At 65.0% G+C, this 25,376-nt stretch carries 26 protein-coding genes and 3 pseudogenes; 7 read left to right on the forward strand and 22 right to left on the reverse strand.

The genetic code is table 11. From position 1 onward, the window contains the following. Positions 1 to 11: 11 nt before the first annotated feature. Positions 12 to 651, reverse strand: a pseudogene (locus H0B43_RS13450) (HD domain-containing protein). 132 nt (positions 652 to 783) lie between these two features. Between H0B43_RS13450 and H0B43_RS13455 the strand changes: the two are divergent. Next, positions 784 to 1,764, forward strand: a complete 981-nt coding sequence (locus tag H0B43_RS13455) for a GlxA family transcriptional regulator (protein WP_185727444.1) — start codon at positions 784 to 786, stop codon at positions 1,762 to 1,764. 38 nt (positions 1,765 to 1,802) lie between these two features. Here the strand turns inward: H0B43_RS13455 and H0B43_RS13460 are convergent, their stop codons facing one another. Further along, a complete protein-coding gene (locus tag H0B43_RS13460; protein ID WP_185727443.1) occupies positions 1,803 to 3,188 on the reverse strand; it encodes an MFS transporter in 1,386 nt (461 codons plus the stop codon). Positions 3,189 to 3,718: 530 nt separating this feature from the next. On the opposite strand from H0B43_RS13460, the gene H0B43_RS13465 reads away from it, so the two are divergent. Beyond that, positions 3,719 to 4,231, forward strand: a complete 513-nt coding sequence (locus tag H0B43_RS13465) for a DoxX family protein (protein ID WP_185727442.1) — start codon at positions 3,719 to 3,721, stop codon at positions 4,229 to 4,231. Between the two features lie 138 nt (positions 4,232 to 4,369). On the opposite strand, the gene H0B43_RS13470 is transcribed toward H0B43_RS13465, so the two are convergent. Then, positions 4,370 to 5,056, reverse strand: coding sequence for a nitroreductase (locus H0B43_RS13470; RefSeq protein ID WP_252189795.1), 687 nt, complete (start codon positions 5,054 to 5,056; stop codon positions 4,370 to 4,372). Positions 5,057 to 5,142: 86 nt separating this feature from the next. Further along, positions 5,143 to 5,655 carry a DUF4863 family protein gene (locus H0B43_RS13475; RefSeq protein WP_185727440.1) on the reverse strand — a complete coding sequence of 171 codons (513 nt, stop codon included), beginning with the start codon at positions 5,653 to 5,655 and terminating at the stop codon, positions 5,143 to 5,145. Between the two features lie 389 nt (positions 5,656 to 6,044). On the opposite strand from H0B43_RS13475, the gene H0B43_RS13480 reads away from it, so the two are divergent. Then, positions 6,045 to 6,692 carry a TetR/AcrR family transcriptional regulator gene (locus H0B43_RS13480; protein WP_185727439.1) on the forward strand — a complete coding sequence of 216 codons (648 nt, stop codon included), beginning with the start codon at positions 6,045 to 6,047 and terminating at the stop codon, positions 6,690 to 6,692. A 310-nt stretch (positions 6,693 to 7,002) separates the two neighbouring features. On the opposite strand, the gene H0B43_RS13485 is transcribed toward H0B43_RS13480, so the two are convergent. Beyond that, positions 7,003 to 9,213 (reverse strand): acyltransferase family protein, encoded by a 2,211-nt coding sequence (locus H0B43_RS13485; RefSeq protein ID WP_185727438.1) that lies wholly within the window; start codon positions 9,211 to 9,213, stop codon positions 7,003 to 7,005. 66 nt (positions 9,214 to 9,279) lie between these two features. On the opposite strand from H0B43_RS13485, the gene H0B43_RS13490 reads away from it, so the two are divergent. Then, entirely contained in the window at positions 9,280 to 9,456 is a 177-nt protein-coding gene (locus H0B43_RS13490; protein WP_185950066.1) for a hypothetical protein, read from the forward strand. Positions 9,457 to 9,656: 200 nt separating this feature from the next. Then, positions 9,657 to 9,830: a hypothetical protein gene (locus H0B43_RS13495; protein WP_185727437.1), complete on the forward strand. Its 174-nt coding sequence runs from the start codon at positions 9,657 to 9,659 to the stop codon at positions 9,828 to 9,830. A 543-nt stretch (positions 9,831 to 10,373) separates the two neighbouring features. On the opposite strand, the gene H0B43_RS13500 is transcribed toward H0B43_RS13495, so the two are convergent. From H0B43_RS13500 to H0B43_RS13530, 7 genes and pseudogenes are all read right to left on the reverse strand, one after another. Beyond that, the gene (locus H0B43_RS13500; RefSeq protein ID WP_185727436.1) at positions 10,374 to 10,829 is read right to left on the reverse strand and encodes a MaoC family dehydratase; all 456 of its coding nucleotides are present in this window, start codon (positions 10,827 to 10,829) and stop codon (positions 10,374 to 10,376) included. Beyond that, positions 10,826 to 11,599 (reverse strand): 3-oxoacyl-ACP reductase FabG, encoded by a 774-nt coding sequence (gene fabG, locus H0B43_RS13505; protein WP_185727435.1) that lies wholly within the window; start codon positions 11,597 to 11,599, stop codon positions 10,826 to 10,828. The genes H0B43_RS13500 and fabG overlap by 4 nt, the downstream gene beginning before the upstream one ends. A 44-nt stretch (positions 11,600 to 11,643) precedes the next feature. After that, positions 11,644 to 11,977 (reverse strand): annotated as a pseudogene (locus H0B43_RS13510) (acetyl-CoA C-acyltransferase); the annotation flags it as partial. A gap of 117 nt (positions 11,978 to 12,094) precedes the next feature. Further along, entirely contained in the window at positions 12,095 to 12,931 is an 837-nt protein-coding gene (locus tag H0B43_RS13515; RefSeq protein WP_185727434.1) for an SDR family oxidoreductase, read from the reverse strand. Positions 12,932 to 13,067: 136 nt separating this feature from the next. After that, positions 13,068 to 14,021 (reverse strand): AraC family transcriptional regulator, encoded by a 954-nt coding sequence (locus H0B43_RS13520; RefSeq protein WP_312033775.1) that lies wholly within the window; start codon positions 14,019 to 14,021, stop codon positions 13,068 to 13,070. 86 nt (positions 14,022 to 14,107) lie between these two features. Then, positions 14,108 to 15,628, reverse strand: coding sequence for a long-chain fatty acid--CoA ligase (locus H0B43_RS13525; protein ID WP_185727432.1), 1,521 nt, complete (start codon positions 15,626 to 15,628; stop codon positions 14,108 to 14,110). Positions 15,629 to 15,680: 52 nt separating this feature from the next. Continuing rightward, positions 15,681 to 16,649 carry a polysaccharide deacetylase family protein gene (locus H0B43_RS13530; RefSeq protein ID WP_185727431.1) on the reverse strand — a complete coding sequence of 323 codons (969 nt, stop codon included), beginning with the start codon at positions 16,647 to 16,649 and terminating at the stop codon, positions 15,681 to 15,683. A gap of 234 nt (positions 16,650 to 16,883) precedes the next feature. On the opposite strand from H0B43_RS13530, the gene H0B43_RS13535 reads away from it, so the two are divergent. Continuing rightward, a complete protein-coding gene (locus tag H0B43_RS13535) occupies positions 16,884 to 17,894 on the forward strand; it encodes an NADP-dependent oxidoreductase (protein WP_185727430.1) in 1,011 nt (336 codons plus the stop codon). Positions 17,895 to 17,930: 36 nt separating this feature from the next. Here H0B43_RS13535 and H0B43_RS13540 read toward each other — a convergent pair whose 3' ends face one another. From H0B43_RS13540 to H0B43_RS13575, 9 genes and pseudogenes are all read right to left on the reverse strand, one after another. Then, positions 17,931 to 18,368, reverse strand: a complete 438-nt coding sequence (locus H0B43_RS13540) for a hypothetical protein (protein WP_252190869.1) — start codon at positions 18,366 to 18,368, stop codon at positions 17,931 to 17,933. 461 nt (positions 18,369 to 18,829) lie between these two features. Continuing rightward, positions 18,830 to 19,021 (reverse strand): hypothetical protein, encoded by a 192-nt coding sequence (locus tag H0B43_RS13545; protein WP_185730165.1) that lies wholly within the window; start codon positions 19,019 to 19,021, stop codon positions 18,830 to 18,832. Between the two features lie 23 nt (positions 19,022 to 19,044). Continuing rightward, a complete protein-coding gene (locus H0B43_RS13550; protein ID WP_185727429.1) occupies positions 19,045 to 19,212 on the reverse strand; it encodes a hypothetical protein in 168 nt (55 codons plus the stop codon). Positions 19,213 to 19,653: 441 nt separating this feature from the next. Continuing rightward, positions 19,654 to 19,947 carry a WhiB family transcriptional regulator gene (locus H0B43_RS13555; protein WP_185727428.1) on the reverse strand — a complete coding sequence of 98 codons (294 nt, stop codon included), beginning with the start codon at positions 19,945 to 19,947 and terminating at the stop codon, positions 19,654 to 19,656. A 283-nt stretch (positions 19,948 to 20,230) separates the two neighbouring features. Continuing rightward, positions 20,231 to 20,350 (reverse strand): annotated as a pseudogene (locus H0B43_RS43135) (sulfite exporter TauE/SafE family protein); the annotation flags it as partial. A 31-nt stretch (positions 20,351 to 20,381) separates the two neighbouring features. After that, the gene (locus H0B43_RS13560; RefSeq protein ID WP_185727427.1) at positions 20,382 to 20,795 is read right to left on the reverse strand and encodes a DUF302 domain-containing protein; all 414 of its coding nucleotides are present in this window, start codon (positions 20,793 to 20,795) and stop codon (positions 20,382 to 20,384) included. Positions 20,796 to 20,882: 87 nt separating this feature from the next. Continuing rightward, the gene (locus H0B43_RS13565; protein ID WP_185727426.1) at positions 20,883 to 21,062 is read right to left on the reverse strand and encodes a DUF2892 domain-containing protein; all 180 of its coding nucleotides are present in this window, start codon (positions 21,060 to 21,062) and stop codon (positions 20,883 to 20,885) included. 33 nt (positions 21,063 to 21,095) lie between these two features. Continuing rightward, positions 21,096 to 21,365, reverse strand: coding sequence for a metal-sensitive transcriptional regulator (locus H0B43_RS13570; protein WP_185727425.1), 270 nt, complete (start codon positions 21,363 to 21,365; stop codon positions 21,096 to 21,098). A gap of 96 nt (positions 21,366 to 21,461) precedes the next feature. Further along, positions 21,462 to 23,615 (reverse strand): MMPL family transporter, encoded by a 2,154-nt coding sequence (locus H0B43_RS13575; RefSeq protein ID WP_185727424.1) that lies wholly within the window; start codon positions 23,613 to 23,615, stop codon positions 21,462 to 21,464. Between the two features lie 642 nt (positions 23,616 to 24,257). On the opposite strand from H0B43_RS13575, the gene H0B43_RS42500 reads away from it, so the two are divergent. After that, positions 24,258 to 24,383 (forward strand): hypothetical protein, encoded by a 126-nt coding sequence (locus tag H0B43_RS42500; RefSeq protein ID WP_282555437.1) that lies wholly within the window; start codon positions 24,258 to 24,260, stop codon positions 24,381 to 24,383. A gap of 493 nt (positions 24,384 to 24,876) precedes the next feature. Here the strand turns inward: H0B43_RS42500 and H0B43_RS13580 are convergent, their stop codons facing one another. Then, a complete protein-coding gene (locus H0B43_RS13580; RefSeq protein WP_185729975.1) occupies positions 24,877 to 25,254 on the reverse strand; it encodes a phage holin family protein in 378 nt (125 codons plus the stop codon). Positions 25,255 to 25,376 lie beyond the last annotated feature (122 nt).

Raw genomic sequence — 25,376 nt, forward strand, 5'->3', positions numbered from 1 at the left:
GACGGGATGCCTTATGTAGTCCAGGCGGACCCCGTGATGCGATCAATCATGCTCGTGCGGCGGAAGCCGGGAAACGAAGTGCTCGAGTACGTCGGCGTTGACGGTGCCGTAGGTCGTGTCCGGCCGGTGGCTGAGCCCGTCGACAAAGGCTTGCGGAAACCCGTTCTTGAAGTCGCCTCGCGGATGGGCAGCGGTGATTTCCTCCACCTGGTCCGCGGACAGTCGGTCCAGCCCCAGCCCGACCACGTCGGTGAGGACACCGAAGTTGGTGGCGGCGACTTCGTCCCCCATCCGGCCGGGAATCCCGGGCGTGGTGTGAAGCGCGATGGCCGTCCAGACCACCTCGGCGGCGGCGTCGGAGAAACCGCGATCGAGCAGGAACTTACGAGCATGATCTGCTCCATCGAGCTCGAACCGCTGCTCGACGGCCGAGTAGGGAGTGAGGAGGCCGGAATCGTGGAAGAGCGCAGAGACGTAGAGCAGCTCGGGGTCGGGCTGCAGGCCGAGTTCGCGAGCCTGGAGCATGCTGAAGAGGAAGACGCGCCGCGAATGATGGAACAGCAGGGGGTTCGTCGTTTCCCGGATGACGTGAGTGGCTTCGGTTGCCACCTCGGTCTCAGGTATCTCTACTCCTGCAATGATCTCGGTCATGGCCCTGCACTTTCGGGTTTCGATGTTGTAGAACGGACGGTGTGTCCGTTCCTCCACGGTGCCGTGTATCGCGCGTTCACCGCTGCCTCGGTCCGGCCATGAGTCACCCGAATCCGGACAGGAGGTGAGCGCGTGCACACGAGCCCCCATCCGCATCGGGTCGCGATCCTGGTCTATGACGGGGTGAAGCTGCTCGACGTCGCAGGCCCCGCCGAGGTGTTCGCGGAGGCCAATCGGTGCGGCGCCGACTACCAGATTGTGCTGTTGTCGCCGACGGGTGCCGATGTTGCATCGTCTATCGGAATCACACTTTCCGTTGGCGGCGACGCAAAATCGGAGCTGGCCCCCGACACCTTCCTCGTAGCCGGCGGCGACATCTACCCGCGAACCGCCATCGCTCGTGACCTCGTCGAGGCCACGGGCGCGCTGGCGACGCGAGCTGCTCGGGTCGGCTCCATTTGCACAGGGGCATTCATCCTCGGCGCGGCCGGTCTCCTGGAGGGCAAGCGCGCGACCACGCACTGGAAAGTCGCACACGAGCTTGCCGCCCGGCACCCGACCACCCACGTCGAACCCGACTCGATTTATGTTCGCGACGGCACGACGTACACGTCCGCGGGCGTGAGCGCCGGCCTCGACCTCGCGCTGGCGCTGGTCGAGGAGGACCATGGCCCCGATCTTACGCGCGACGTCGCCCGACGCCTGGTGGTCTACTTGCAGCGCGCGGGCGGACAATCACAATTCTCGGCTCCACTCCAAGGGCCACCTCCGCGAACACCAGCCCTTCGCCGAATTGTGGATCTGGTGACGGCGGACCCCGCCGGGAACCACTCCCTCACCGAACTCGCCAGGCACCTCAACGTGAGCCCTCGACATCTCACGCGACTCTTTCGCACCGAGTTGTCCACCACACCTGCCCGGTATGTCGAGCTGGTCCGATTCGACTTGGCGAAGGCGATGCTCGACCAGGGACACAATGCAACGCAGGCAGCATCACTCGCCGGATTCCCCAGCTACGAGAGCCTACGTAGAGTCTTCGTGCGGGAGTTGTCGATGTCGCCGGCCGCCTACCAACGCCGCTTCGGCACCGCGCGCCGCGTCGACGCCGGGTAGGCCGCGCTTTCGACGACCTCACCTCTCCGGTGTTTCGATCAGCTCGCTGCGCGGCGCTGAGTTCGCACGCGCCGTTCGAGGGCTAGCACGCAGAGGCCCGCGGCGACGAGGATGATTGCCAACGCGAAGAAGACCTCGCGAGGCGAAATACCCGCGCCCAGCGCGGAACCGACGATCAGGGGGGCGGCGATTCCGCCGAGTCGGCCGATTCCGAGTGCCCACCCCACTCCGGTCGGGCGCATGTCGGTCGGATACAGAACAGCCGCCAAGGCGATCACGCTCATCTGGCCTCCGGTAACGCAAGTCCCCGTGAGGAAGGCGGAAACCAGGAGCACACCCGTGCCGGCGCCGCCGAGCACCCATCCGAGCAAGGCCACGAATACGGCACCGACAAGATAGACCACCCCGAGGGTGCGAAATGGGCTGGTTCGGTCCATCGCAGGGCCGATGAGGACAGCGGCCGCGATGCCACCAACCGTCGTGAGAACGGTGGTTGCGATGACGACACGTGACGATTCGCCCAGGGAGCCAACGATTGTCGGAAGCCAGCTCTGGATGGCATAGAACGCTGCCAGGTTTGCACCGAATGCAAGCCAAAGCAGAAGGGTGTTCAGCAACCACCGGCCTCGTACGAGGTCGAGAACAGCCGAGACCTTCTCCTTCGAGGTTGCCTCGGGGTGACTGAGGCCTGGCGCATCTGTCAGGACGATGGCATCGGAGGGCAGGTTGGGATCGAGGCGGCGCAACGTGGCGTGGGCGCGGTCGCCGGCACCGCGTTGGAGCAGGTATCGGGGGGATTCCGGGAAGTAGCGCAGCAGGAACATCAACAGCACCACAGGTACGGCGCCCCCGACGACGAACATCGCGCGCCACCCCCACAGCGGGATGACCAGTCCGGAGACGACACCGGCTGCGACGAATCCGAAGGCGTACCAGCAGTAGATGAACATCACGAAGGATGAGCGGCGCCGCGCCGGTGCGAACTCACTGACCAGACCGACGAGGCTGGGAATGGCGGCGCCGAGCCCAGCTCCGGTGAGGAATCGCAGTGCGATCAGCTGAAGCGGTGATTCTGCGATCGCGCACAGGAGGGTCAAGATTCCGAATGTCGCGGTGCAGACGATGACCGCGCGTCGCTGCCCGGATCGCTGGGCCAGCGGCGCAAGGCACAGGTATCCGACCATCAGGCCGACGATGGCCGCGGAAAAGATTGGCCCCAGGGAGGAAACAGGTAGACCCCACTCGCGTGCGATCGCAGGGGCGACAAAACTGATTGCCTGAGTGTCGAAGCCATCGAGGAACATGACCGCGCCGGCGAGCGCGAGCAGAAGGTAGTGGAAGCGGCCCACGGGCCGCCCGTCGATGAGTTCACCGACGCTTGTCTCGGTGACGGATGTGTGCGAACTCGAGAGTTCAGAGGCCATGTGCGACTTCACTTTCGCTCAGATGCGAGTTGATGGGTCTTCGGGCCGGTCTTCGCCACGCGTCGCGAAGCCTGCAGGGAGGTCCGTGCATCGAAGCCGGTGATGAAGACCATAGAAGTGCATTTCGTTACAGTCAATAGCTGTAATCTAAAGGGATGCCTGCGCCGTGTTTCGACATCGCTCGAACAGGTATCCGGTGCCGATCCGAGCCAATTCGATTACGTTACGCATGTTGACTGTAATGTAATTGCGTCGTACGGTTCGACTGCCGGCGTGCCAGAAATCGTCCGGCGAAGTGCGCCGTCCCACTCGAGTGGCGCACACACCAGCCTCCGGACCGGACGGGCGCGTAATCCGATCACGTGCCCGCGACGCCGCGGCTGATCTACCCAACACCTTCAAAGGAGAACAATGAGCACAAACGGTTCAGCCGCAGAGGCGGCGCTCGGGCAACACTGTTTCTCGCTGACATGGACGGCCGGCTCACCCGAAAGACACTTCACCAGTGCGGTTTCCGGACGGCGACGGGGATGAGTGCATTCGATTTCGCCATGTTGCTGCTACGCGTCGGCCTCGGGCTCACGATGGCCGCTCACGGGTATCACAAGATATTTCTCGCCGGCCGGCTTTCAGGCAATGCCAAGTGGTTCGAAAGCTTGGGCATGCGCCCGGGCCACCTGCATGCACGGGTGGCCGCCGGGACCGAGATCGCCGCAGGCCTTGCGCTGGTGGTGGGACTATTCACCTCCGTCGCGGCGGCAGCGTTTGTGGCGCTGATGCTGGTGGCTGCGTGGACTGTGCACCGCACGAAGGGCTTTTACGTGATGACGTCGGGGTGGGAATACACCTTCGTCATTGCCACAACGGCCGTGTGCGTTGCCATGCTCGGTGCAGGACAGATCAGCATCGATCAGATGCTTTTCGGCGCCAACCCGGCCGACGGGTGGGCCGGCCTCGTCCTTGCGGCAGGGGTCGGAATCCTCGCCGGCGTCACCCAGCTTCTCCTGTTCTATCGACCGTCGAAGATCGAGACAGTGGCGTAAAGCGCTCCCGGAAGACAGCCTCAGCCCCCGCGCACCCTGCGGGGGCTGAAGCCGTCCGAACGGAGAACGGCCCGCATCGGACTTCGAATCCGAGGCGGGCGTCCCACGTGTGCGTTGCTACGCGCCGACAGCGAAATCCTATGGGGCGTCGCCGTAGAACGTCGCGAAGGACGCGACAGCCTCACGGGTGGTGCTGTGTTCGTTCAGTCGATGCTTGCGGTCTGCGTACCCCAGCGCAAGCCCGCACACGATCAGCTGATCCTCGGGGATATCGAGGCGGTCGCGCAGAACCGGGTGGAAGTCGATGAATGCCGCCTGAGGGCAGGTGTCGAGTCCCGCACCGCGGGCGGCGAGCATCAGGGCTTGCAGGAACAGGCCCGCGTCCACGAGAGCACCGTCGAGTGGATGCCGACTGACCGTGAGAATGATGCCGACGGGAGCACCGAAGAAGTCGTAGTTGCGCCGATGGTGTGCCAGTCTGGCCGCAGAGTCCGACGCCGCGATGCCCAAGGCATTGCCGTACAGACCCTCACCGAATCTACGACGACGAGTGCGAAACGGCTCCGCCCATTCGTCCGGCTTGGGTTGGTAGTTGTACTCCCGCACACTCACACGCCCCTCGGAGTCGTGCGCAGCGAGTAGCGCGGATGTCAGGCGCGTCTTCACCGAACCGGTCACGACATGGACCTGCCACGGCTGACAATTGGAATTGCTGGCAGATCGCGCTGCCAATGCGAGTAGGCGTTCGACGTCGTGGCGCGGTACCGGCGTCGGAAGGAAGGCACGAACACTTCGCCTGCTCAGCAGCGCCTGCTCGACGGTCATGTCTTCATTCACCCGGTGTACCGCCCGAGACGCTTCCGGCGCGGTGGTGGTCACATCATTCATGGAGCATGCGCCTCTTTCCTCGATCAGGCGGTGACGGCGGGCGTGATGTCGTAGGAGATCCGACCGGCCGGCAGATAGAACAGGGCGATCAAAGCACCTCCTCGCACCTCGGGGTAATGATGGCTACCCGGTCCGGGCGCGGTCCAGCCTGCGCCGCACCATCCGCGTGGGCCGGCCAACTCCGCACCGGGATCGAGGGGTACCACCAAGTTCAGTTCACCGTAGGGATGCTGGTGATATTGGCCCCGATACCGGGAAATGCTGTTCATGTAGACCGCGGTGACGCTGAAGTAGTGGAGCTCCTCGCTCGGCGAAGCGATACGGCTGCGGCGATATTTCGGTCCGTCGAGCTCCACATTCGCCGCCCACCCGTCGTTGACGCCCCCAGTGATCATTCGCGCAAGGTCGTCGTACAGCTCGGTCCCGGGACCGTAGTTGGTGTTGAGCCACCCTTCCAATTCGCCGCCGGCGGTCCGATTCTTGACCTCGCCGAGAAATGGGATGCTGCGATCGATCAGAGCCTGACTGGGATTCATGACGCACTCCTGAATGGGACTCACGCCACTTCTGTGGCTGTTGCCACACTAAGACGCAGTTACGTTACAGTCAAGATGCGTAACGGAACTGTCGCATCGCTCGTTCACCACCTACCCGGGAGTTCCCGTAGGACGACCGACCACGCCACCTCGGCGCTGCCCGGTACCTCACTGGGCGGATCGGTCTCGTTACCACCAGGATTTGCGGATGTTCCATAATCACATTCGGGCGCGATTTCGGCACCGTGCTCCTACGCCACGACGGAGATGACGGGAGAACTTACCCAGAAGGAGAACACGGCGGCTCCGGCGGTTCACGCACGCAAACCACGCGGTACCCTACGTTACAATAATGATGCGTAATGGAACAGCGGATGGAGAGTGCGGCTATGGCGGACAAGAAAGTCATCATCGACCCGCACGAAAGCGTGGAAACCGATAATGCGCGCGGGGGCCGTCCACGCAACCCGAACCTGGACGACGCGATCATCGAGGCCACTCGTCGACGTCTCGTCATCGACGGGTATTCGAGAATGACATTGGGCGATATTGCATCAGATGCAGGCGTCACCCGTCCCACTCTCTATCGGCGGTGGCCGGGAAAGTTCGAGCTCGTCGTCGACGCCCTCGACTTCGGATTCCGCGCCCAACGCGCGACCTATCCGGATCTGGAGCTCGGGAAATTACGGCCGTTCGAAGCCTTCACCGAGGCGATCCGGCGGGTTGACCCAAGCTACTTCAACCCCGACGCGATGATTCTCATGGGCAACTTCATGGGTGAGGCCCTGCGAACGCCCGAGCTACTCGAGATCGTGCGTGAACATGCCGTGGAACCACGGGTGAATTTGGTCGAAGGCGTGCTGACCGATCTACGCAGCCGGGGCGAAGTACGCGACGATATCGATCCCCACACCGTGGCCACCATGTGCTTCGGCAGCTACTATGCCGCCTTTCTCCGGGGTGACAGCGATCGAGAAGATCTAGCCGAGAAGGTCGCAGCGACCCTGTGGCCCGGGATCGCCGTCTCACAGACCTAGCAGCACCGCAACGCCGCAACCGCATCGACCGACTCGTCGCCCTCCGCCGGCGGCCGAATCCCTCGCCGCGTCGGCCTGACCAAGCACCTGCCACAGTGCCACCGACATGCACTGTGTCAGTGGCACACTCATGTTCACGACGTCCCAGATCGAACGGGCCGCTGCCACTGCCGCGGGGGGCACACATCACACACTCCGTCACGGAGACGGGCTACACGGGCGGTGGCCCTGCACGCCTGCCGACGGCAACCGGCGTCGCGCCAACGCGTCGTCGACTCCGAAGCCGGCTGCGGGCTCGAGGAAACCTCGATCAGTTCGCGGCGAGTGCGCGTTCGGCGAGCGCGGTGACGACGGGCGTCAGCGCCTGAGCGTGCTCGAGTGTGAGGTGGTTGTCGTCGCGGTACACCAGGGTGTTGCCGACGATCACCGGGCACCGGTGGGCCGTGCAGAACAACGTGGTGAGGTCGGCGTAGTGTCCGCCGCCGGCCGCGGTTGCCGTTGCCTCGGCGGCCACGCCGGCGGCGTCGATCGCCACCGGTGTGTCCGGTGAGCAGGCGGTGGCGTCATCGAGGTGGGCGGACAGGCAGGTCGGCACGGTCGACTGCGGGTCCGGGATCGGCCCGAGGACCAGGACCGCCGCACCGGTGGCCCGCAGTTGTGCGACCAGGCGGGTGAGGCTGTCGAGCCAGGCCTGCCCGTACACGGTGAAACCGAAGTCGCCGCCGTACCGGCGGGACATGCTCAGCACGATCAGCTCCGGCCGTTCGGTCCGGAGTCGGTCGACCACCTCGCCGCGCCATTGCTCGCACTCGGTGTATTCCCGGCCGAGGTAGGGGCTGATCAGCGGGAGGTCCAGCAGGGGGCAGGTCACCTTGCCCAGGGTTTCGAGCCGCCAGTGCCGTTGTGCGGCGGCTGTTTCGAACGCCGGGGACCACATCGCGGCGTGGGAGTCGCCGACCAGGGCGACCGTGGTCGGGGAGGCCACCTCACCGGAGGCGCACTCGTCCTGGCCGACCTCGAGCCACGAGCGCACGCATCCGTTGACGAACACGGCCGGTTTGTCGGCGGGCGCGTCGGCGAGTGAGGGGGTCAGATTCGACGGGATCGCCGCCAGTCCGGCCGATTCCGCGACCGCCGCCTGCACCTGCGCGGTCACCTGCTGCACCGCCGCCTCGTGCGGGTCGACGGCCGCGGCGGCCGACACCGGTGGCGCCGAGACGGTCAGTGCCGCGGCCGCGGCACCGTGGCCGACCGGGATCGGCCGCATCATGAGCAGTACGAGGGCTGCGCAGACGGCGAGGGTGGTGGCGGTGCCACCGAGGGCGAGGCTCCGGGCCGCGGAGTGGCGCAGTGGTTCCGCGAACCGGACAGGGTTTTCCACCAGGTGCAACGTGAGAACGGCGAGGCCACCGGCGAGCGCCACCGCCAGCATTCTGTCGGAGAGTCCGAGCGGGTGGCCGAGCGCGGCCGGAGCGAGCAGCAGCACCGGCCAGTGCCACAGATACCAGGAATACGACACCCGGCCGACCGCGCGCAGCGGCGGCGCCGCGAGCCCGCGCCCGACACCGAGCCGGGGTGTCGCGCACCCGGCCCCGATCACCAGGACCGTGCCCACCACGGGGAGCAGCGCGGCGGTGCCCGGATAGGGCGTCCGCTCGCCGAGTCGAACGCACGCCGCCACGATCAGCGCGAGACCCACCCACCCGGCCGTCGCGGCGATCACCGACGGCAGGCGGCGCCAGTGGTGCACGGTCAGCGCCACCACGCCGCCGACCGCCAGTTCCCAGGCCCGGGCGGGCAGCGAGAAGAACGCCCACGGCGGCAGCGTCCGGGTCCAGTCGAGGGAGACCGCGAACGACGCTGCGGCGACCACCGCAAGAACAACCAGGTACGGCCCCGTCGACGGCGCGGCATCGTCGGGCCGGGACCGGACCGTGCCGTGGTCGGGGCGTCGTCTCCGGCGGCGGACGAGGCAGGCGACTCCGATGATCAGTGCCGGCCACAGCAGGTAGAACTGTTCCTCGACGCCGAGGGACCAGAAGTGCTGGAACGGTGACGGGGGCGCGTCGGCGGCCAGATAGTCGGTGCCGTGCACGGCGAACCGGACATTGCCGACGTAGAGCGCACTGGCGATCCCGTCGCCAAGGACCGCGCGGGCCTGCAGCGGCGGCAACAACACCGCCGCGCCGAGCGCGGTGGCGGCCAGCACGAGGCAGCCGGCAGGCAGCAACCGGCGGGCCCGGGCGCCGTAGAACCGGGCGAGTCGGACGCGGCCGGTGGCCGCCACCTCCCGCCACAGCAGTCCGCTGATCAGGAAACCGGAGACGACGAAGAAGACGTCGACGCCCACGAACCCACCGCCGATTCCGGGCACTCCGGCGTGGAAGAGCACGACGGCCAGCACCGCAACCGCCCGCAGGCCCTCGATGTCCGGACGGAAGGAGGTGTCGTTTCCGTTCGCACCGCCGGACCGGCGGCGCTCGGACCGGGGACGCCGCTCCGGAGTCGCAACACTGTTCACTCGACCAGCAACATTCTCATTCGACCAGCCCCTTCAGCTGCGGCACCGCGGATATGATGCCATCGAGTGGCCACCTCCGCCCGGGCGGGCCGCCCGAACTCACTCGGACGAACAATGAGCGAGCGATGCGAACCGCAAGGCGAACGGAAGAAGATCATCTACGAGGTCATTTCCGAATCGAACACGCTCAATAGCTTGACGAGGTTCGTTGCCAAATGGCGCTACAACAAGACCAGAACGTGACCGCACCATGCATCCTCCCGCACAAGCCCTCGCCCTTTGCGATCGCAGCGGGTGGCCAAACCATCGGTACGTCGGTGACGTGTCGCGTGGTCGTCGACGGCAGGATTGAGGACGAGCAAACTGCGACTGGCCAATACGCCGTCGACGAACGCAATGCGGGATTCTGAACCTCTCTGCGAAGGACGAGACGACCCCACCGCGTGAAAAGGTGGCGGCGTCCACCGTCGCCGTACCTCAACACCTGCGCCGGGGTCATCGCCCTGGCCGACATGGACGCGGTGCGCACGTTCGATACCCTCGCGCACGCCTTCACCGCCGCACACACCGCCACATCGAGCGCTTACAAGGAGCCGCCGCCACGTCAGACCGGATGACGATGCCGGCGGCGGATCCAAGCACCCAAGCCCCGCGTCGGTCTCACCGGGACACAGAGCTTGCTAGGGCAACGAGTCCAACCGGACTGGTAGCGGCATGGCAACGGCTATCCAGGATCACACAGAGGTGAGCGGATTGCCGGCACCAACGACTAGAGTCCATCGATGACGATGATGTCGCTTGCGAGGAGCGCGCTGCGCTGCGGTTATCGGCTCGCTCGTCTTCCGTTGCGAATCGCAGAGAATGCCACCGCCTCCGCCGCGTCGGGATGCTCGCCTATCAATGTGACCGGGTCGCGGCCCTGCTCCGGGACGAGTGCCTTGTCCTTGTCGACCATCAGCACTGCGCAGTCACCTCGCTGCACGAAACACCGCGATCGTCTGCGGCGCGGTAGCTCGACCCGCACCTGAATGACATAGCGCCACAGTGAACGCGCGGGTCTGGCGTGTCCGCGTACAGCTGACTCTGCGACTGTCGGCCAGATCCCGTGGCCGGCCGCGTTCGCATCACAGATCGCGCAGTAGGGTCTCAAATATGCGAGGTTACTTCGGAACGTAGATGCTAACGATCTCGGCAACACAAACCGGCTTGTCGGCGTTCTCGCGTTCGATCGTGACTGCTGTGACGACTTGGACTCCCGAGGGAACGGTTTCAACGTCTGTTATGTCAACCGCAGCCCGAATCCGTGAGCCGACGGGTACAGGTGCTGGGAATCGAACCTTGTTCGACCCGTAGTTGATTCCCATTCGGACGCCGTCGACGGCGTAGACCTCCCATACAAGCATCGGGATCATCGAGGCCAGCAGATGTCCGTGGGCGATGGTGGCGCCGAACGGTCCGTCAGCAGCCCGTGAGGGATCGACGTGAATCCACTGGTGGTCACCCGTCGCGTCAGCGAACGTGTCGATTTTCTCCTGGGTGAGGGTGTGCCATGACGAGTAGCCGAAGCGAGTGTTCGCCACGGCATACAGTTCGTCGATTCCGTTGAGTGTCTTCATATCTTGGGACCTCCGGCAACATAGAGAACCTGTCCGGAGACGAATCCGGCTCCCTCACTCGCAAGGAATGAGATCGCGTGTGCGATGTCGTCGGGTACCCCAACTCGAGCGACAGGGATGTCGGCGGCCGCCCTTTTCCTGAGTTCATCGAATTTCATTCCCATTCGCGCTGCCGTTGCGGCTGTCATGTCGGTCTCGATGAAACCGGGAGCAACGGCGTTCGCGGTCACGCCGAACTTGCCGAGTTCGAGGGCGAGAGTCTTGGTGAAACCTTGCAACCCGGCTTTGGCTGCGGCGTAGTTTGCTTGGCCTCGGTTTCCGAGCGCGGACACGCTCGAGAGGTTGATGATTCGTCCGAAACCGGCCTGTGTCATGTGTCCCTGGACCTCTCTGGTCATGAGGAACGTGCCACGTAGGTGGATGTTCATGACGGTATCCCAGTCGGTGGCCGACATTTTGGACAGAAGATTGTCGCGGGTGACGCCGGCGTTGTTGACCAGAACGACCGGTTCTCCGAGCTCCGTTGTGATCTTGTCGACTGCTTTCTCCACATTGGTTCCCTTGGAGACATCTGCGCCGACAGCAAGTGCGGCGCCTCCGGCCTGGGTGATCGTGTCGACCACGTTCTGGGCGGCGGCCTCGGCGAGGTCGAGGACGGCGACAGCGTGGCCGTCTGCTGCGAGCCGCTGTGCGACGGCGGCACCGATTCCCCGGGCAGCGCCGGTGACGATTGCGGTACGGCGGTGTTCGGGATGAGGGGCTGCGCTCACGAAATGGGGGTTCCTCTCTGGGATTGGATCGATGTGACTTCGGGTCAGGAAAGCCGTTCGAGGATCAAGGCCATGCCCTGTCCTCCGCCTACGCACATGGTTTCCAGGCCGAACTGCTTGTCGTGCGTCTGCGGTGAGTTGATGAGGATGCTGGTGATCCGCGCACCGGTCATGCCGAACGGGTGTCCGACCCACCGTTGACATTCAGTCGCTGCTCGTCGACGCGGAGTTCGCGGGCTGGCGGGATCACCTGGGCGGCGGAAGGCCTCGTTGCAGACCGGGGACACCGGTGCCGACGATGCGCGCGAGAGGGGTGATTCCGGGCTCTTTCGCCTTCAGGTCCGACATGATCACGACGGATGCAGCCCTATCGTTGAGCGAACCGCTCTTCCGATCGGCGAGTGTGTGATGGCGACGATGACAGCTTCGGGCATGGGCTGTTCCTCGAATTGGTGATTGCTGTGGGCGGAAGAAGGTGCAGGCGGAGGTTCTCAGTCAGCCGGCGCAGCCGGAGATCCCGCCGTCGAGCGGAATGATGGTGCCGGTTAGATACGAGCCGGCACGGGAGGCCAGGAAGCGGACCGTGCCGACCAGGTCGTCGGTTTGTCCGTAGCGACCCAGCGGGACGCGATCGAGGAGCTCCGCCTCGACCTGTGGATCCGCCGCGACGTGTCCGAGCATGTCCGTCAAGATCGGGCCGGGGGCGATCGCGTTGACGGTGATGCCGTCGGACGCCAGTTGCTTGGCTAGATGGCGGGTGACCATGTGCAACCCGGCTTTGCTCGCACTGTAGGAGTAGTTCTCCCAGCTCGGTGTAGCCAAGGCATCGACGCTGCCGATGTTGATGACACGAGCGGGCCGGTCGGGACGTGCCGCATTGCGCAGAAGCGGAAGCGTTCCCGTGATGAGGTAGAACGGGGCGACGAGGTTGGTGTTGAGCACCTTCGTCCAACCGATGAGGGGAAACTCGTCAAGTGGCGCACCCCAGGTGGCCCCGGCATTGTTCACCAGGATGTCGATGCTTGTCAGGTGCTCGACGAGCCAGTCGACCAGACCGGTCACCCCGTCGGCCGTCGACAGGTCGCCGGCGACGGAGGTGCAGCGTCCTGCCGTTCCCGCAGCATCTGCCTCGGCATTGATGGCTTCGGATGTCGCGCGGCACTGTTCTTCCTTTCGGCTCGTGATGACAACGTGGGCACCGCCCAGTACCAGGCCGCGGGCGATCATGGCGCCGATCCCTCGTGAGCCACCGGTTACGACGGCGGTCCTCCCGGCGACAGCGAAGAGGGTGTCGAGTGCCGGCCGCGCTTCGGAGGTGATTGCACTATTCATGCCATCAACGCTAGGACCGGGTTGGTGTTATCTCTTGGGGGGCAGCGCACTTCGCTTGCTCCGCGCGCAGCACAGGAGCAGATCCGCGGGCAGGGGCCCGGTCGTCAAGCCTGAGCCGACCCACGGGTCTGTTGATTCAGCCGTTATCGGATGCCGCAGAACGGGTGTCGGACGGGCGCTCACCGAAGGCCCGCCGGTACGCATTACTGAAGGTGCTGAGGTCGCCGAATCCTGAGGAGTATGCCACCTGCGTCACGCTCTGGTGGCTCCAGCCGCGGTCTTGAAGACGCAACCGGGCCAACGCCAGACGCTCCTCTCGGATGAGCTCCGACGGTGTTGTCCCGATCCGCTGCAACTGGGCCTGAACGTGCCGGAGCGACCAGCCGAGGCGCGTCGCGACCACGGCTCCGGTGAGGTTCGGATCGTGCGCGTTCTCTCGAACGAAGCGCCGGATGGCGGTGACCAAGCCTTCCTGAACGTCGACGGAGGGGGCCGCCGTGTCTGCGTTGTAGGCGAGCGCCACGAGATCGACGATTCGGTCGGCGATCGCGTCGAACTGACTCCCGGTGAGCTCATGCCGCCCCCTGCGCAGACTGCTGACCACGTCGACAACGATGCGTCCCAGTCCAGATGTGGCATCCAGAACGGTGCCTGCGCGCGACAATGTCGGCACCCGCGCCTCGATCCGTTCACCTGGAATCACGAATGCCACAGAGGAGAATCCATCACCGTGGCGCAGATCAGTCACCGTGTCCAGCGATGTGAGAGCCATGACCGCCGGTGTGATCGTGGCTTCCCGACGATCCTGCTCGAGGATCAATTCGCCCCGGACCGGTAAAAGCAGTTCGTAGGCGCCATGTGGATGTCGACGGATGTCGGCTGCCGTGCGGGAGAGGACTTCCGCCTCGCCCCACCAGCGAATTAGTTGGTACGTGTCCGAATGTTGATGCTCGAGAATTCCCTGGTAGTTGTTCTCGAGGGAGAAGACCATCGGACAGTGGATCGACGAGACCTGATCGCGCCACCAATCACCGCGCTCACGCTGGTCGTGCTCGTTGCTGCGCAACGTATCGACGGAATACAAGGTCACAACACCTTCTCACACCAGTATGTCGACACTGCGACTCGTGCCACTGTCGACGCTAGCGCGCGCCGGCGCCCACGCCAACGGCTTGGTCATCGCAGAGCCCGCTTGAGGAGCTTTCCCGTCGCGTTCATCGGCAAGGTGTCCCGGAACTCCACCAGGCGCGGGTACTTGTAGGCCGCCAATCGTTCGCGTGACCAGCCGATCAGGTCTTCCTCCTTCAACTCCGATCCGGGCTCGCGGATGACGAAGGCTTTCACTTCCTCACCGATTCGCTCGTCGGGGATTCCGATGACGGCCACGAGGCTGACCTCCGGATGGGCCATGATCACCTCCTCGAGCTCGCGCGGATAGACGTTGAACCCTCCCCGCACGATCAGGTCCTTGGCGCGATCGACGATGAAGTAGTAGCCGTCCTCGTCTCGCGATGCGATATCGCCGGTGCGGAACCAGCCGTCGCGGAGCACATCTTTGGTCGCCTCGGGCCGCCCCAGGTATCCCTTCATCACGTTGTATCCACGTACGGCGAGTTCTCCTGGCTCACCGGCGGGAACTTCGTTCCAATGATCGTCGATGAGCTTCACCTCTACTCCCCAGATCGGTTTGCCGATCGATCCCGACCGGTTCGGTTGATCGAGCGGGTTGAAGGTGACGGTCGGACTGGTTTCGGAGAGTCCGTAGCCTTCCCGGATCCCCACACCAAAGACATCCCTGAACCTCTCCAGCACGTCGACGGGCAGGGCAGCTGCGCCGGACAGCGCGATTCGCAGGAGACCGGCAAGGTCAACGTCCATGCCGTCAGCGGCCTTGTTGAGCAGAGCCCAGTACATCGTCGGGACACCGGCGAAGACCGTCACCCGGTGCTGCGTCATCAGCGCCAGTGCCTCAGCAGCGTCGAATCGTGGCAGCAGGACCAGGGTGGCGCCCACTGCGAAACCGGCGTTCAGCTGGACGGTCTGTGCGAACGAATGGAAGAGCGGAAGTGTGACCAGATGTACGTCGTCGGCTCGGGCGTCGAGAAGTTGGTTATGCCCGATGGCGTTGAGGACCATGTTGGCGTGGGTGAGCTCCGCACCCTTCGGCTTGCCGGTCGTCCCGCTCGTGTACAGGACCACCGCCGTGTCCGTTGCCTCGGTCACCTGCAGGACGTCTTCCGCGGGGTGTTCGGCCAAGACGTCCGCCAAGGTTGTTCCCACACCTGGCTCATCGAGTAATGCGGAGCCAAGGGTGACCAGATGCTCGCAGGATTCGACGTCCTGGAATCCACGCCACGCCTCGTCGTCGAGCCCCGGCACGGTACAGAAGTACGCGGTCGCGCCAGAGTCACGGAGGTGGTGGGCAACCTCCTCCCGCTTGAGCATCGTGTTGAGCGGCACGACGGCTCCGCCGGCCTTGAGGATGCCGAAATAGACGATCGGAAACTCGACGACATTCGCGATCGTCAGGGCGACGCGGTCGCCTGGACGCAACCCCCGCGAGAGAAGAAGACGGGCAACACTGTTCGCAGCCGCATCGATCTCACCGAAGGTGAGGGTTCGGTCCCCTTCGATGACAGCGGTTCTGCTGGGGGTGTGTCGAGCAGTGTCGGCAAGCATGGTGGCCAGGTTGAGCATGATCCTGCTTTCGGATGATGACGGTGTGACGTTGTGAATGTGGGTTGCCGACTCAGGACCAATCCCAGTCGTATTCAGCGCCCACCCGCTTCGCCAACGGCTTGAACATGCGCTCTTCGTAGGTCGCCATCGTGTCGAGGCCGGGAATGGGCGCGAGGTTCAGGATCTCGGCAAGCTGCTCGAAGTCGAGTTCAGGTTTCGGCAGGCCCGCAGCAATCGCGAATCTCTGGAGCTGGTTGGTGAAGCTCTCATTGCACGGCGGCTTCCCGAAGTTCACGGGATGCTTCATCGCCTCATCGAGGGTTACAAACTCCACGCCACGCGCGAGGAAGGCCTCGAGGATCGGGGCGAGGGTGTCACGAGAGATCGTGGTGCCGTGTACGAGCCAGATGAGAGGCGCGTCGGCACCGAACAGGGTGTGCGCGGTGTCCGCGTGCTTGTAGAGCATGTCCACCGCGGTCGACACGTGCAGGTCGCGTACCTGCTTCTGCACGTCCTTGTCGCCGAGGGTCAGCGCGCGGAAGTACGGCATTATGAACGCGAAATCACTGAACCAACTGGTGATCGGGGCAGTGCGGTAGCCGAGATCTGCAATGTACTTCTCGACTTCCCCTCGACGTCGTTCGGATCCTGATGACATGTCCATGGGGTACCGGAAGTACTTCGACGGTGCGGCCTCGATCAGATGACCGATGTACTTCTCGGCCGTCTCAAAATCGCTTCGGAATGCCGCGTCGGGCATCCAGCGCAGTGGAGCATGTTGGTGAGTGTGGTTGCCCAGATGATGGCCTGCTTCGGCCCACGCCTCGAAGGCCCCCATCTGCTCCGGCTCGTTCTCCAGCCGGTAGGTGTGAGAGAAGCCGTAGGTCCCGTCAAGGCCGTAGTCGTTCAGCGTTTTCGCCACAGACCGCGTGATGTCAGTGGGAGTCGTGTCGTCCGGCATGGGAACGCCGTCCCACAGGACGAAGTCATCGATAGTGACCGCAATCTTGAGAGGTCGGTAGTCGCGTGTGTCATTCATGCGTTGACTCCGGGTTCTTCCAGGAGGGCTCTCGGCGCGGAGCCCAGTTCTCACCGACCCTACGAAGTGACGGACATCACGTCTTGGCTGTTTGCGCGTGCCTGCTTTCGTCTGGCGCATCGTCTTCGACATTGAGATCCGCGCTGTGCGTGCCCTTCGAATCCCGTGCGCACAGGGCCAAGTTTCGCCGTGTCATGACTTCTACCGTCGTTGGTGACGAAGGAGTAGCACCCAGTGAATTCATCACAACAGATCGTCCTGGCGCAACGCCCCCACGGGCACGTGAGCATGGAGGACTTCCGCGTGGAGGACGTCGCCCTGCCCGAACTCGAGGCCGGCGACGTCGCACTCGAGACCCTCTTCATCTCGATCGATCCGGCCATCAGGGGCTGGCTCGACGACCGACCGAGTTACCTTCCGCCAGTCGCAATCGGAGAACCAGTTCGCGCCTTCGGTCTGGCACGCGTGACCGCCTCACGCAACAGCAACTTCTCCGTGGGCGACATCCTCCGTGGCTTCGTCGGCTGGCAACGGCGCCAGATCGTCAGCTCGCCCGGTACGGACTGGGACCGAATCGCATCACGCGAGGACATCCCCTTGGAGCACTATCTTGGCGTCCTCGGGATGACGGGCCTGACCGCGTGGGCCGGAGTGTGCGACCTCCTGCGGCCGACACCAGAGCACACCGTCTTGATCTCCGGCGCCTCTGGCGCAGTCGGAAGCGTCGCTGTCCAGCTCGCGAAGCAGGCGGGCGCGCGCGTTGTCGGCATCGCAGGAGGCGCCGACAAGTGCTCGATCGTGGCCCGACTGGGCGCCGACGCCGTCGTCGACCGCAAGTCCCCCGATTGGAAGGACCAGCTCGAGGCGGCAACACCGGACGGCATCGATCGCCTCTTCGAAAACTCGGGAGGCCCGATGTTCGAAGCATCGATCACCCGGCTGAACAACCACGCACACATCGCGTTGTGCGGCCTGATCGACGGCTACAATTTGACGGAAAGACCCTCCGGCCCGGCTAATTTCGGCCAGCTCCTCACCAAGCGGATCCACACACAAGGATTCGTCGTGCTCGACTACATGGACCGCGCAGCAGAGGTTGAAGCCACGCTCGGCGAGCTCATCAGTTCCGGACAGTTGGAAGCCGTGCAATCCGTACTGCCCGGATTCGAACAGCTGCCGGCCGCCTTCGTGGACTCATTCTCCGACGGCAAACCTGGCAAGCTCATCATCGATCTCACTGCATAGCCAGTCTCTGCCGCCTCCGTCGGAGGTCGTATCCCGTCACCGCGCCGCAGCAACCGTTGCTGACGCGCGCGTACGACGGCAGGAGACCGGGTCGACGAGGTGGATCGACGCTTGGGCAAAGTTCTCCCCGAGCGGGTCATCGCCCGGGACATGCCTGAAGGTGTAGTCCCAGGCCAGGAGTTCGGCCATCATCCGGTCGTGGTCGATTCGCTTCGCCGCGTGCTCGAGGAGCACCTCCCGGGGGCTGCGGTCGCGGGCCGACGAATTCAACCGTAGCCTTTCACGATCCGGCTGACCTCCGGTTGCGTGACGGCCATGTTCTTCGCGTACCCGCTGCGGCACCTGATCGTCGGTCGCGTGCGCCACCGCGCGCAGCAACTTGATCTGCAGCAGTTCCTTCTCCGCCGGGATCGCCCGCAGGCCACGCTCCACATCCCCCACCGGCGGGCGGGCACGGGCACGGTCCCTCGTCATCACAGACCGATACGGACCTTCGACCGCCGTCACCACCGGTCAGCACCCGATCAAGGCAACTCCCGAACATTTGAACCACTGACAACCGCCTGCCTGGGTGGACTCTCGGGAAACCTGCAGCCGTTACCGGCGAATCGCCGTGCCCGCGGCCGGACCAATCGTGGCCGAGAAGGCCTCACGTTCGAACTGTCCGCGGTCGACGACCTCGACACCGCCGAGTCCACGTCGCGCTGCACGGCACCGACCCGCCTGGTCCAGAACTAGCCGTCCGCTCGATCTCGAACGGTTCGAATTCACTTGCAGCAGTTGCCCTGCTCGATCACCGCAGCGCCTCGTGACCATGAGCAGAGGAGTCGACGACGACCAGTGAATTTGCCGGGACGGCGCTCCTCGCGAACGTCGATACCTTCGGTCAGCCGCCGGCACCTACGGCGCACCAGGAGACCCGCCGCCGTATCCGGTCAGCGGAATATCGTCCACACCGCGGCGGCCGCGAGCGCCACCACGACCACGACCATCACCACAGTGACGACGGCTTCATGGTCGGCGAGAAGTTGTTGCACGGCAAGTGCCTCCCGGTCTCGGCGCCCGGCCCGAACAAAGTTGACGAACAGCAACGGGGTCTGCCGAGTCGTACCGACTTCGACTCCCACACACGAGGCGTGGACTGCTCCACTCAGCTCGCGTAGGCGTGCCGATGCGGGAGTTGGGTGAGGAGCTGCTCCCAATCGTCGAACCGGACGGCACCGGGGGTGCGCCGACAGGGCGAGGATCCGGCGGCGAGGTCGACCAGATACGGGGCGGGCATCGGGGTAAGGGGTAATTCTGCGGTGTCCTCGATCACGTGATGCGTCCTTTGCTCTCGTGCGGAAACGAAATGTGAGTCACGTCACTACTGATACCTGACCAGTTCTAGCACACCGGGTACACGCCGGCGATCTGCACAAACGTCCAGATATCTGGCGCCGACCTGCGGGCGCCCTTCGCACTGCGCTGATACCACTCGGATGGCGTCCCAGCAGGAGCCCCTCCTTACGGACGTCGGAATGGAGCCACCGAATTCTTCCGTCAACGGAACAACACCTACGCGCCCGAGGCGCAGGCACTCTGGGGACCGGAACTGGTCGAAAAGAGGAGGGCTGTCGCACACCCAGGTGTCTCCGGGCGGGATTCTGACCACAACCAGCAGCGGCCCCTCGCCGCGCCGCACCACCGGAAACAACCACTCAGGGCGAGTGTCGGACATGTCCAGGGCGGCGGCGAAACGGTTCCGCCGCAGGTCACATCAGCTGGCCACGTCGTGCTGCTCACGGTGATACGCAGCACGCTCCGACTCGGACATGCCGCCCCAAATCCCGAACGGTTCCGCCGAGGCCAAGGCATGCTCGCGGCACTCGATCAGGACCGGACAGCGCCGGCACAGCGCCTTGGCGTGGGCCTCCCGATGGGCACGGGCCCCACCGCGTTCACCGTCGGGGTGGAAGAAAACGGCCGAATCGACGCCTCGGCACAGGCCCTCCAACTGCCAGTCCCATACATCCACGAGCGGCGCGAGACGGTGATTATGCGCAGGCGGCATGGCGGACTCCTCAAACTTCGTGCTCGGGTATCGAGCGGACCGACTTCGTCCACATCCTGTACCCCCGCCCCTGTGCACAGAAACAGCGCAGCCCTACTCCAGGCGGGACCCCGACGCGTTCAACCGACACCGTAAAATCCCCACATATCCACGCGCAGTCAGAAATCCCACCATGACCCCGGCGGGTATGGAGCGGGGGCGCCGCGGCGCCGGTCGATCCCCGTATCTCGTGTCGCCGCGGTCCATCAACATTCGGCTTCCGGCGACGATCTCACGGCAGCGAAACCGATAGGGAGATCGGAATGGCCTGTTGCAGTTCGAGGCCGAGTCCGTTGACCAGCGCAGGGACGGCCAGGATCGATTCACCGCCGCCCAGGAGTCCTGCCAGGACATCGAGATCGATCGTCGACCCCGGCCGGGTGCGTAGATTCTGGTTATCGGTCGCCGGCGTTCCGGGAGAGGGTGTCGATGGCGGCCTGCAACGCGGTGGTGGCATCGTCGGCGACCGCACCGAGCCCGGGTTGGTCGGCGACCTGGACCATCACCTGCGGATTCATTGCGTCGATCCGGACCGTCCCCGGATCGGCGGGGTCGGCGCGGACGACGACGTTGCACGGCAGGAGCAGCCCGATCTGGCGGTCCACGGTGACCGCGCGGTGCGCGAGCGGCGGGTTGCAGGCCCCGAGGATCAGGTAATCCTCCATGTCCTCACCGAGTTTCGCTTTGAGGGTGGCCTTCATGTCGATCTCGGTGAGCACGCCGAAACCCTGATCGGCCAGGGCATTTCGCGTGCGCTCCACCGCGTCGGCGAACGAGGTGTGCAGGGTGGTCGACAGTGCGAGTGTCATGAGTGTGTTCTTCCCTTTCTATCGAGCGATAGGGGTGACCGGTGGCGGACTGCACCGGCCATCGCCCTTATCGGCTGGAACAGCGTGTCATCGCCCCGTGGGGGTGGGACACGGTGTGGCGAGGCGCGGCACGCTCAGAAGTTGAAGCAGCCGCCACCACGACGAGTGCGCCGATGTCCGTGCGATGCTCACCAGCACCATGCCTCCAGCCGGCAGCGGAACAGCCCGTTCGATCGTCCAGCTGCGGTCGTGGAGTGTGTCGGTCATGGTCGCCTTTCCTGGCGGTGGATCGAAGGGGCCTCAGGCGAGAGCGAGGAAGAGCTTCTCGAGTTCGGCCTCGGTCATGGGCTCCTTGCCCTCGGCGGTGTCGCCGGTGAGGCATTCCCGCAGGCCGGTGGCGACGATCTTGAACCCGGCCCTGTCCAGGGCGCGGGAGACCGCGGCGAGTTGGGTGACGACGTCCTTGCAGTCGCGGCCCTGCTCGATCATCGAGATCACACCGGCGAGCTGCCCGTGGGCACGGCGGAGCCGGTTGAGTACCAATGCGATGCTGTCTTCGTCGCCGACCATGGCGGTGTCCTTTCCTCGACTCCCACCACTGTACCCCCGGGGGTATCGGAGCGGAGGGCGCGGCGTGTGTGCCGACCCACCTCGCGCACCGGTCCGTCAGTGCGAGAAGCTGATGTTCGGCAGGATTCTGCGCAGCCAGGCCGGGGACCACCACGCCACGTGCCCGGTCAACCGCAGCAGCACCGGCAGCAGCACGAGTCGGATCAGCACCGCGTCGAGGAGCACAGCGACGCCGAGTATGATGCCCATCTCCTTCGGGGGCAGCGGGTCCGCGAGGGCGAAGGTGAAGAACACCGCGACCATCACCGCGGCCGCGGCGAGGATCACCCGCCCCGAATGCGCCAGTCCGTCGACGTGCGCGACCTTGGGATCGCCGGAGCGTTCGTAGTGTTCCTTGGCGGTGGCGAGCAGGAAGACGGTGTAGTCCATCGCGATCGCGAAGATCATCGCGAAGAAGAACACCGGTCCCCACCCGTACAGGAATCCCTGCGGGGTGAAACCGAGCAGGCTGGCGCCGTGTCCGTCCTGGAAGATCAGCTTCGCGACGCCGAACGCGGCCGCGGTCGAGAGCAGGCTGACCACGGTGCCGAGGACGGCGATCAGTGGCGCCTGCAACGCCACCAACAACAACACGAACCCGAGGACCAGGATGATGCCGATGATCAGCGGAAGGTAGTCGTTCAGCGCCTGCTGCAGGTCCAGGTTCTCCGCCGGGGCGCCGCCGACCAACGCGCCGTCCGGAAGGTCGGCGCGCAGGGTGCCGAGAATCGTGCCCATCTGCCCGTCCGATGGGTCGACGGCGGGCATGGCCTGCAGCATCACGTAGTCGCTGCCGTCGGGTGCGGGCTGCGGCGGGGTGACCATGGCGATGCCGTCGGCCTCCGCGGCGGCGGTAGCGGTGTCCGCGCCCTCCACGGTGGGCGCGATGATCTGCAGCATTCCCGGTGCGCCCTCACCCATCTGGGCCTGCACGAGTTCGTAGCCCTGCCGGACCGGGGCATCGGGGGGAACGACCTCGATCGAGGGCATCGCGACCTTCAGACCGAGCACCGGGGCCGCCAGCGCGATCAGCACGATCACCGAGCCGATCGCGAACGGCCACGGGTGGCGATGCAGCAACTGCCCCCAGGCCGCGAATCGCGGCGAACGGTGTATCTGACGCTTGGCATAGGGCAACGATCCGGCGTTGACCCTCCCGCCGAGGGCGCCCAACGCGGCGGGCAACAACGTCATCGAGGCCAACAGCACGAAAAATACGGCCAGCATGATCCCGACGGCCATCGTCCGCACCGCTGGGGCGGGCACCAGCAACACGGCGGACAAACTCACCAGCACCGTGATTCCGGACAGGACCACCGCCTTGCCCGCGGTGTCCATGGTTTCGGCCACCGCCGCTCGGGGGTCGCCGCCGCTTTTCAGCGCGTCCCGGAACCGGGAGACGATGAACAGGGCGTAGTCGATACCGAGGGCGAGGGCGAACATCATCGCGAAGTTCATCGCCCACACCGAGATCGGGGTGACCTCGTTGAGCAACACCAGCCCACCGGCGGAGGCGACGAGCCCGGCCAGCGTCAACAACAGTGGTAGTCCGGCGGCGACGAGCGAGCCGAACGCAAGCACCATGATCGCCAACGTGACGGGCCAGGAGAACAATTCGGCCTGGATCATCGCGTCGTGATTGGCTTTGTTGAAGTCACTCCACAGTGCCGAGGCCCCGGTCGGGTACACCTCGATCCCGCCGGCGGAGAGGGCGGTCAGCTCGCCGGTGAGTTCGTCGACGGCCTTGACCATCTCGTCGGTGGACGCGTTCGCGCCGGCGATGAGGATTCCGGTGTGCCCGTCCGGGCTGATCGACATCCCCGGCTGCGGCGCGATCACGTCACCGAACCGTGAGTCGCCCGCAAAGACGGACCCGACATCCGCCAGGGTCTGCTGCATCTGCGGGCTGTCGATTCCCTGGGTGTCCGAGTGCACGACCACCTGCACCGCGGCCGAGGAATTGCCACCGAAATGCTGCTGCGCAAGCTCACGGACCTGCACCGACTCCGATCCGTTGGCCTGCCACCCGGCGCCTGCCAGGGAGCTGAACACCGACGGCGCCGCGGCGCCGAGCGCGACCAGCACGATCAACCAGACTCCGAACACCTCTTTGGCGTGACCGGCCATCAACGCGCCCAGACGGCCCAGCACCCCGCCCTCGGCGAGCGCGGTTGCAGGCGGGTCGCCGCCGATGGTCGTAATACCAGTCATGAGAGGTCTCCTCGAGGTCATATCGCAAAGTGGGTGCCGGCTGCGGGCGTCGGCGGGGGTAGGCACAGCGGTGCGTTCACGATCGGTCTCTGGTATCGAGCCGGCCCAGCTCCCGGCAAACTCAGCGATCTCGACGCCACGCACGACACACCCTTCATACCCATGGGGGTATATCGACATCGGCCACCATACCCCAGGGGGTATGCCTGGACGCAAGTGCCGACCGAAGCGCCCCGGTGTTGCCACAGGCCCGAGTGGTGATCGTGACCGGTCCGGGCGCGGTTGTAGTTGCAGCGAAACCGGGCGCTCCCCCGGGCTCCCACCGCACGCCACGAACGCGATGCGGATCAACACCATGACCATCACGGCCCTAGGCAGCACCGATCACGGCAACTACGACGTCCGCCTCGCCGGCACCGCCGCACTCCTCGTCGCCGAAATCCACGAACGCCTCGGCACCCCCAGCGGTTGCAAAACAAGGACGCCCACGACATCTACCGCATGCTCGACGCCACCGAGCCCGACGACTCCGCCGACGCCTACCGCCACTCCTCGACAACTCGATCAGCACCACCACCACCGAGCACGCCCCCGAATGGCTGCCCAAGATATTCGGGAACACGTCCGCGACCGGAGCCAAACATGGCCGGCAAAACCGAAGAGGGCATCGGCAACCCCACCCAGGCGTCAATCATCACCGCACTGCTCGCCACCCAACTGATGGACGCACTCACTGGCTTGCGGCAACTCCGGGTGTGCCTGCGGTGAGGATCGCCGAGCGTTCCTCCCGCAGTGGGGTGTGCTGTGCCAGGTACCGGTCGACGACGGTGCGGCGCAGCCGCAGCCGGGGATGCCGCGAAGCTGATCATCGTGCCGGTATCGGACTTGGTGTGCAGCGGGCCGCCGGGCACGGACATGGCGGTGAGCTGCACGGCGACGGTCCCGCGCAGCGGATCCGGGAAGTTCACGCGGACCGGGCCGCCTGCCCGCGGGCGTCCTTGTTGCGTTCCACCAGCCGTGTGATCTCGTCATCGGTGAGCAGGCCGCGATAGTAGGCCCGTTCAGATCCGGTATCGCCACACCACTGCGACGGAACTACGTGGCCGTTGAACCGTTCGCTCGAGTTTCTCCGCGATCTACACCTTGATCAGCGACTGCCGGGTCACCCCCAGACAAGTCGCCTCACGATCGAGCTCAGCAACGATCCACGCCGAGCACCCGCCCCGTCGAGCTGATCCCCTCTTGCGCTTCCCGCGGTCTCTTACGCGGCCGACTTCTTGTTACGCAACAACACCAACGGCAGCACCAGAGTTGCAACCGCGGTCACCAGCCAGACCACCAGGGTCGCCAGAATCCAGGTGCGCCACCCGTCGATACTGAGACCGCCGAGAAGCGATGCGATCACCAAAGCCACCAATGTCGACACGAGCCCGACGCCTCCGAGAAACGCCGAAGCGTTCCTCGCCACCACCTTCCCAATGAACGGAGACAGGACACTTTGCGCCACCGCAAACACCACCACCACGGTGACAAATCCCGACGCGGAAATCGTGACCCCCGGCAGGAGCCACTGCGCCACCAGCAGACCGATCGCCGCCGACCCCAAGAAGACCACGACCCGAAGAAGGAAACGAATCATTCGAACAGCCCTCTCTCCCATGCTGATCAGCACGAATCGAAGATCGCGACCACTTTCACCCGGACCGACCACATGCCCATCTTGGCCCTCCCCCGGACGGCCCCGTCCAACCCTCGACTTCA

This window comes from Rhodococcus sp. 4CII (assembly GCF_014256275.1).
GTDB classification, from domain to species: Bacteria; Actinomycetota; Actinomycetes; order Mycobacteriales; family Mycobacteriaceae; genus Rhodococcus_F; species Rhodococcus_F wratislaviensis_A.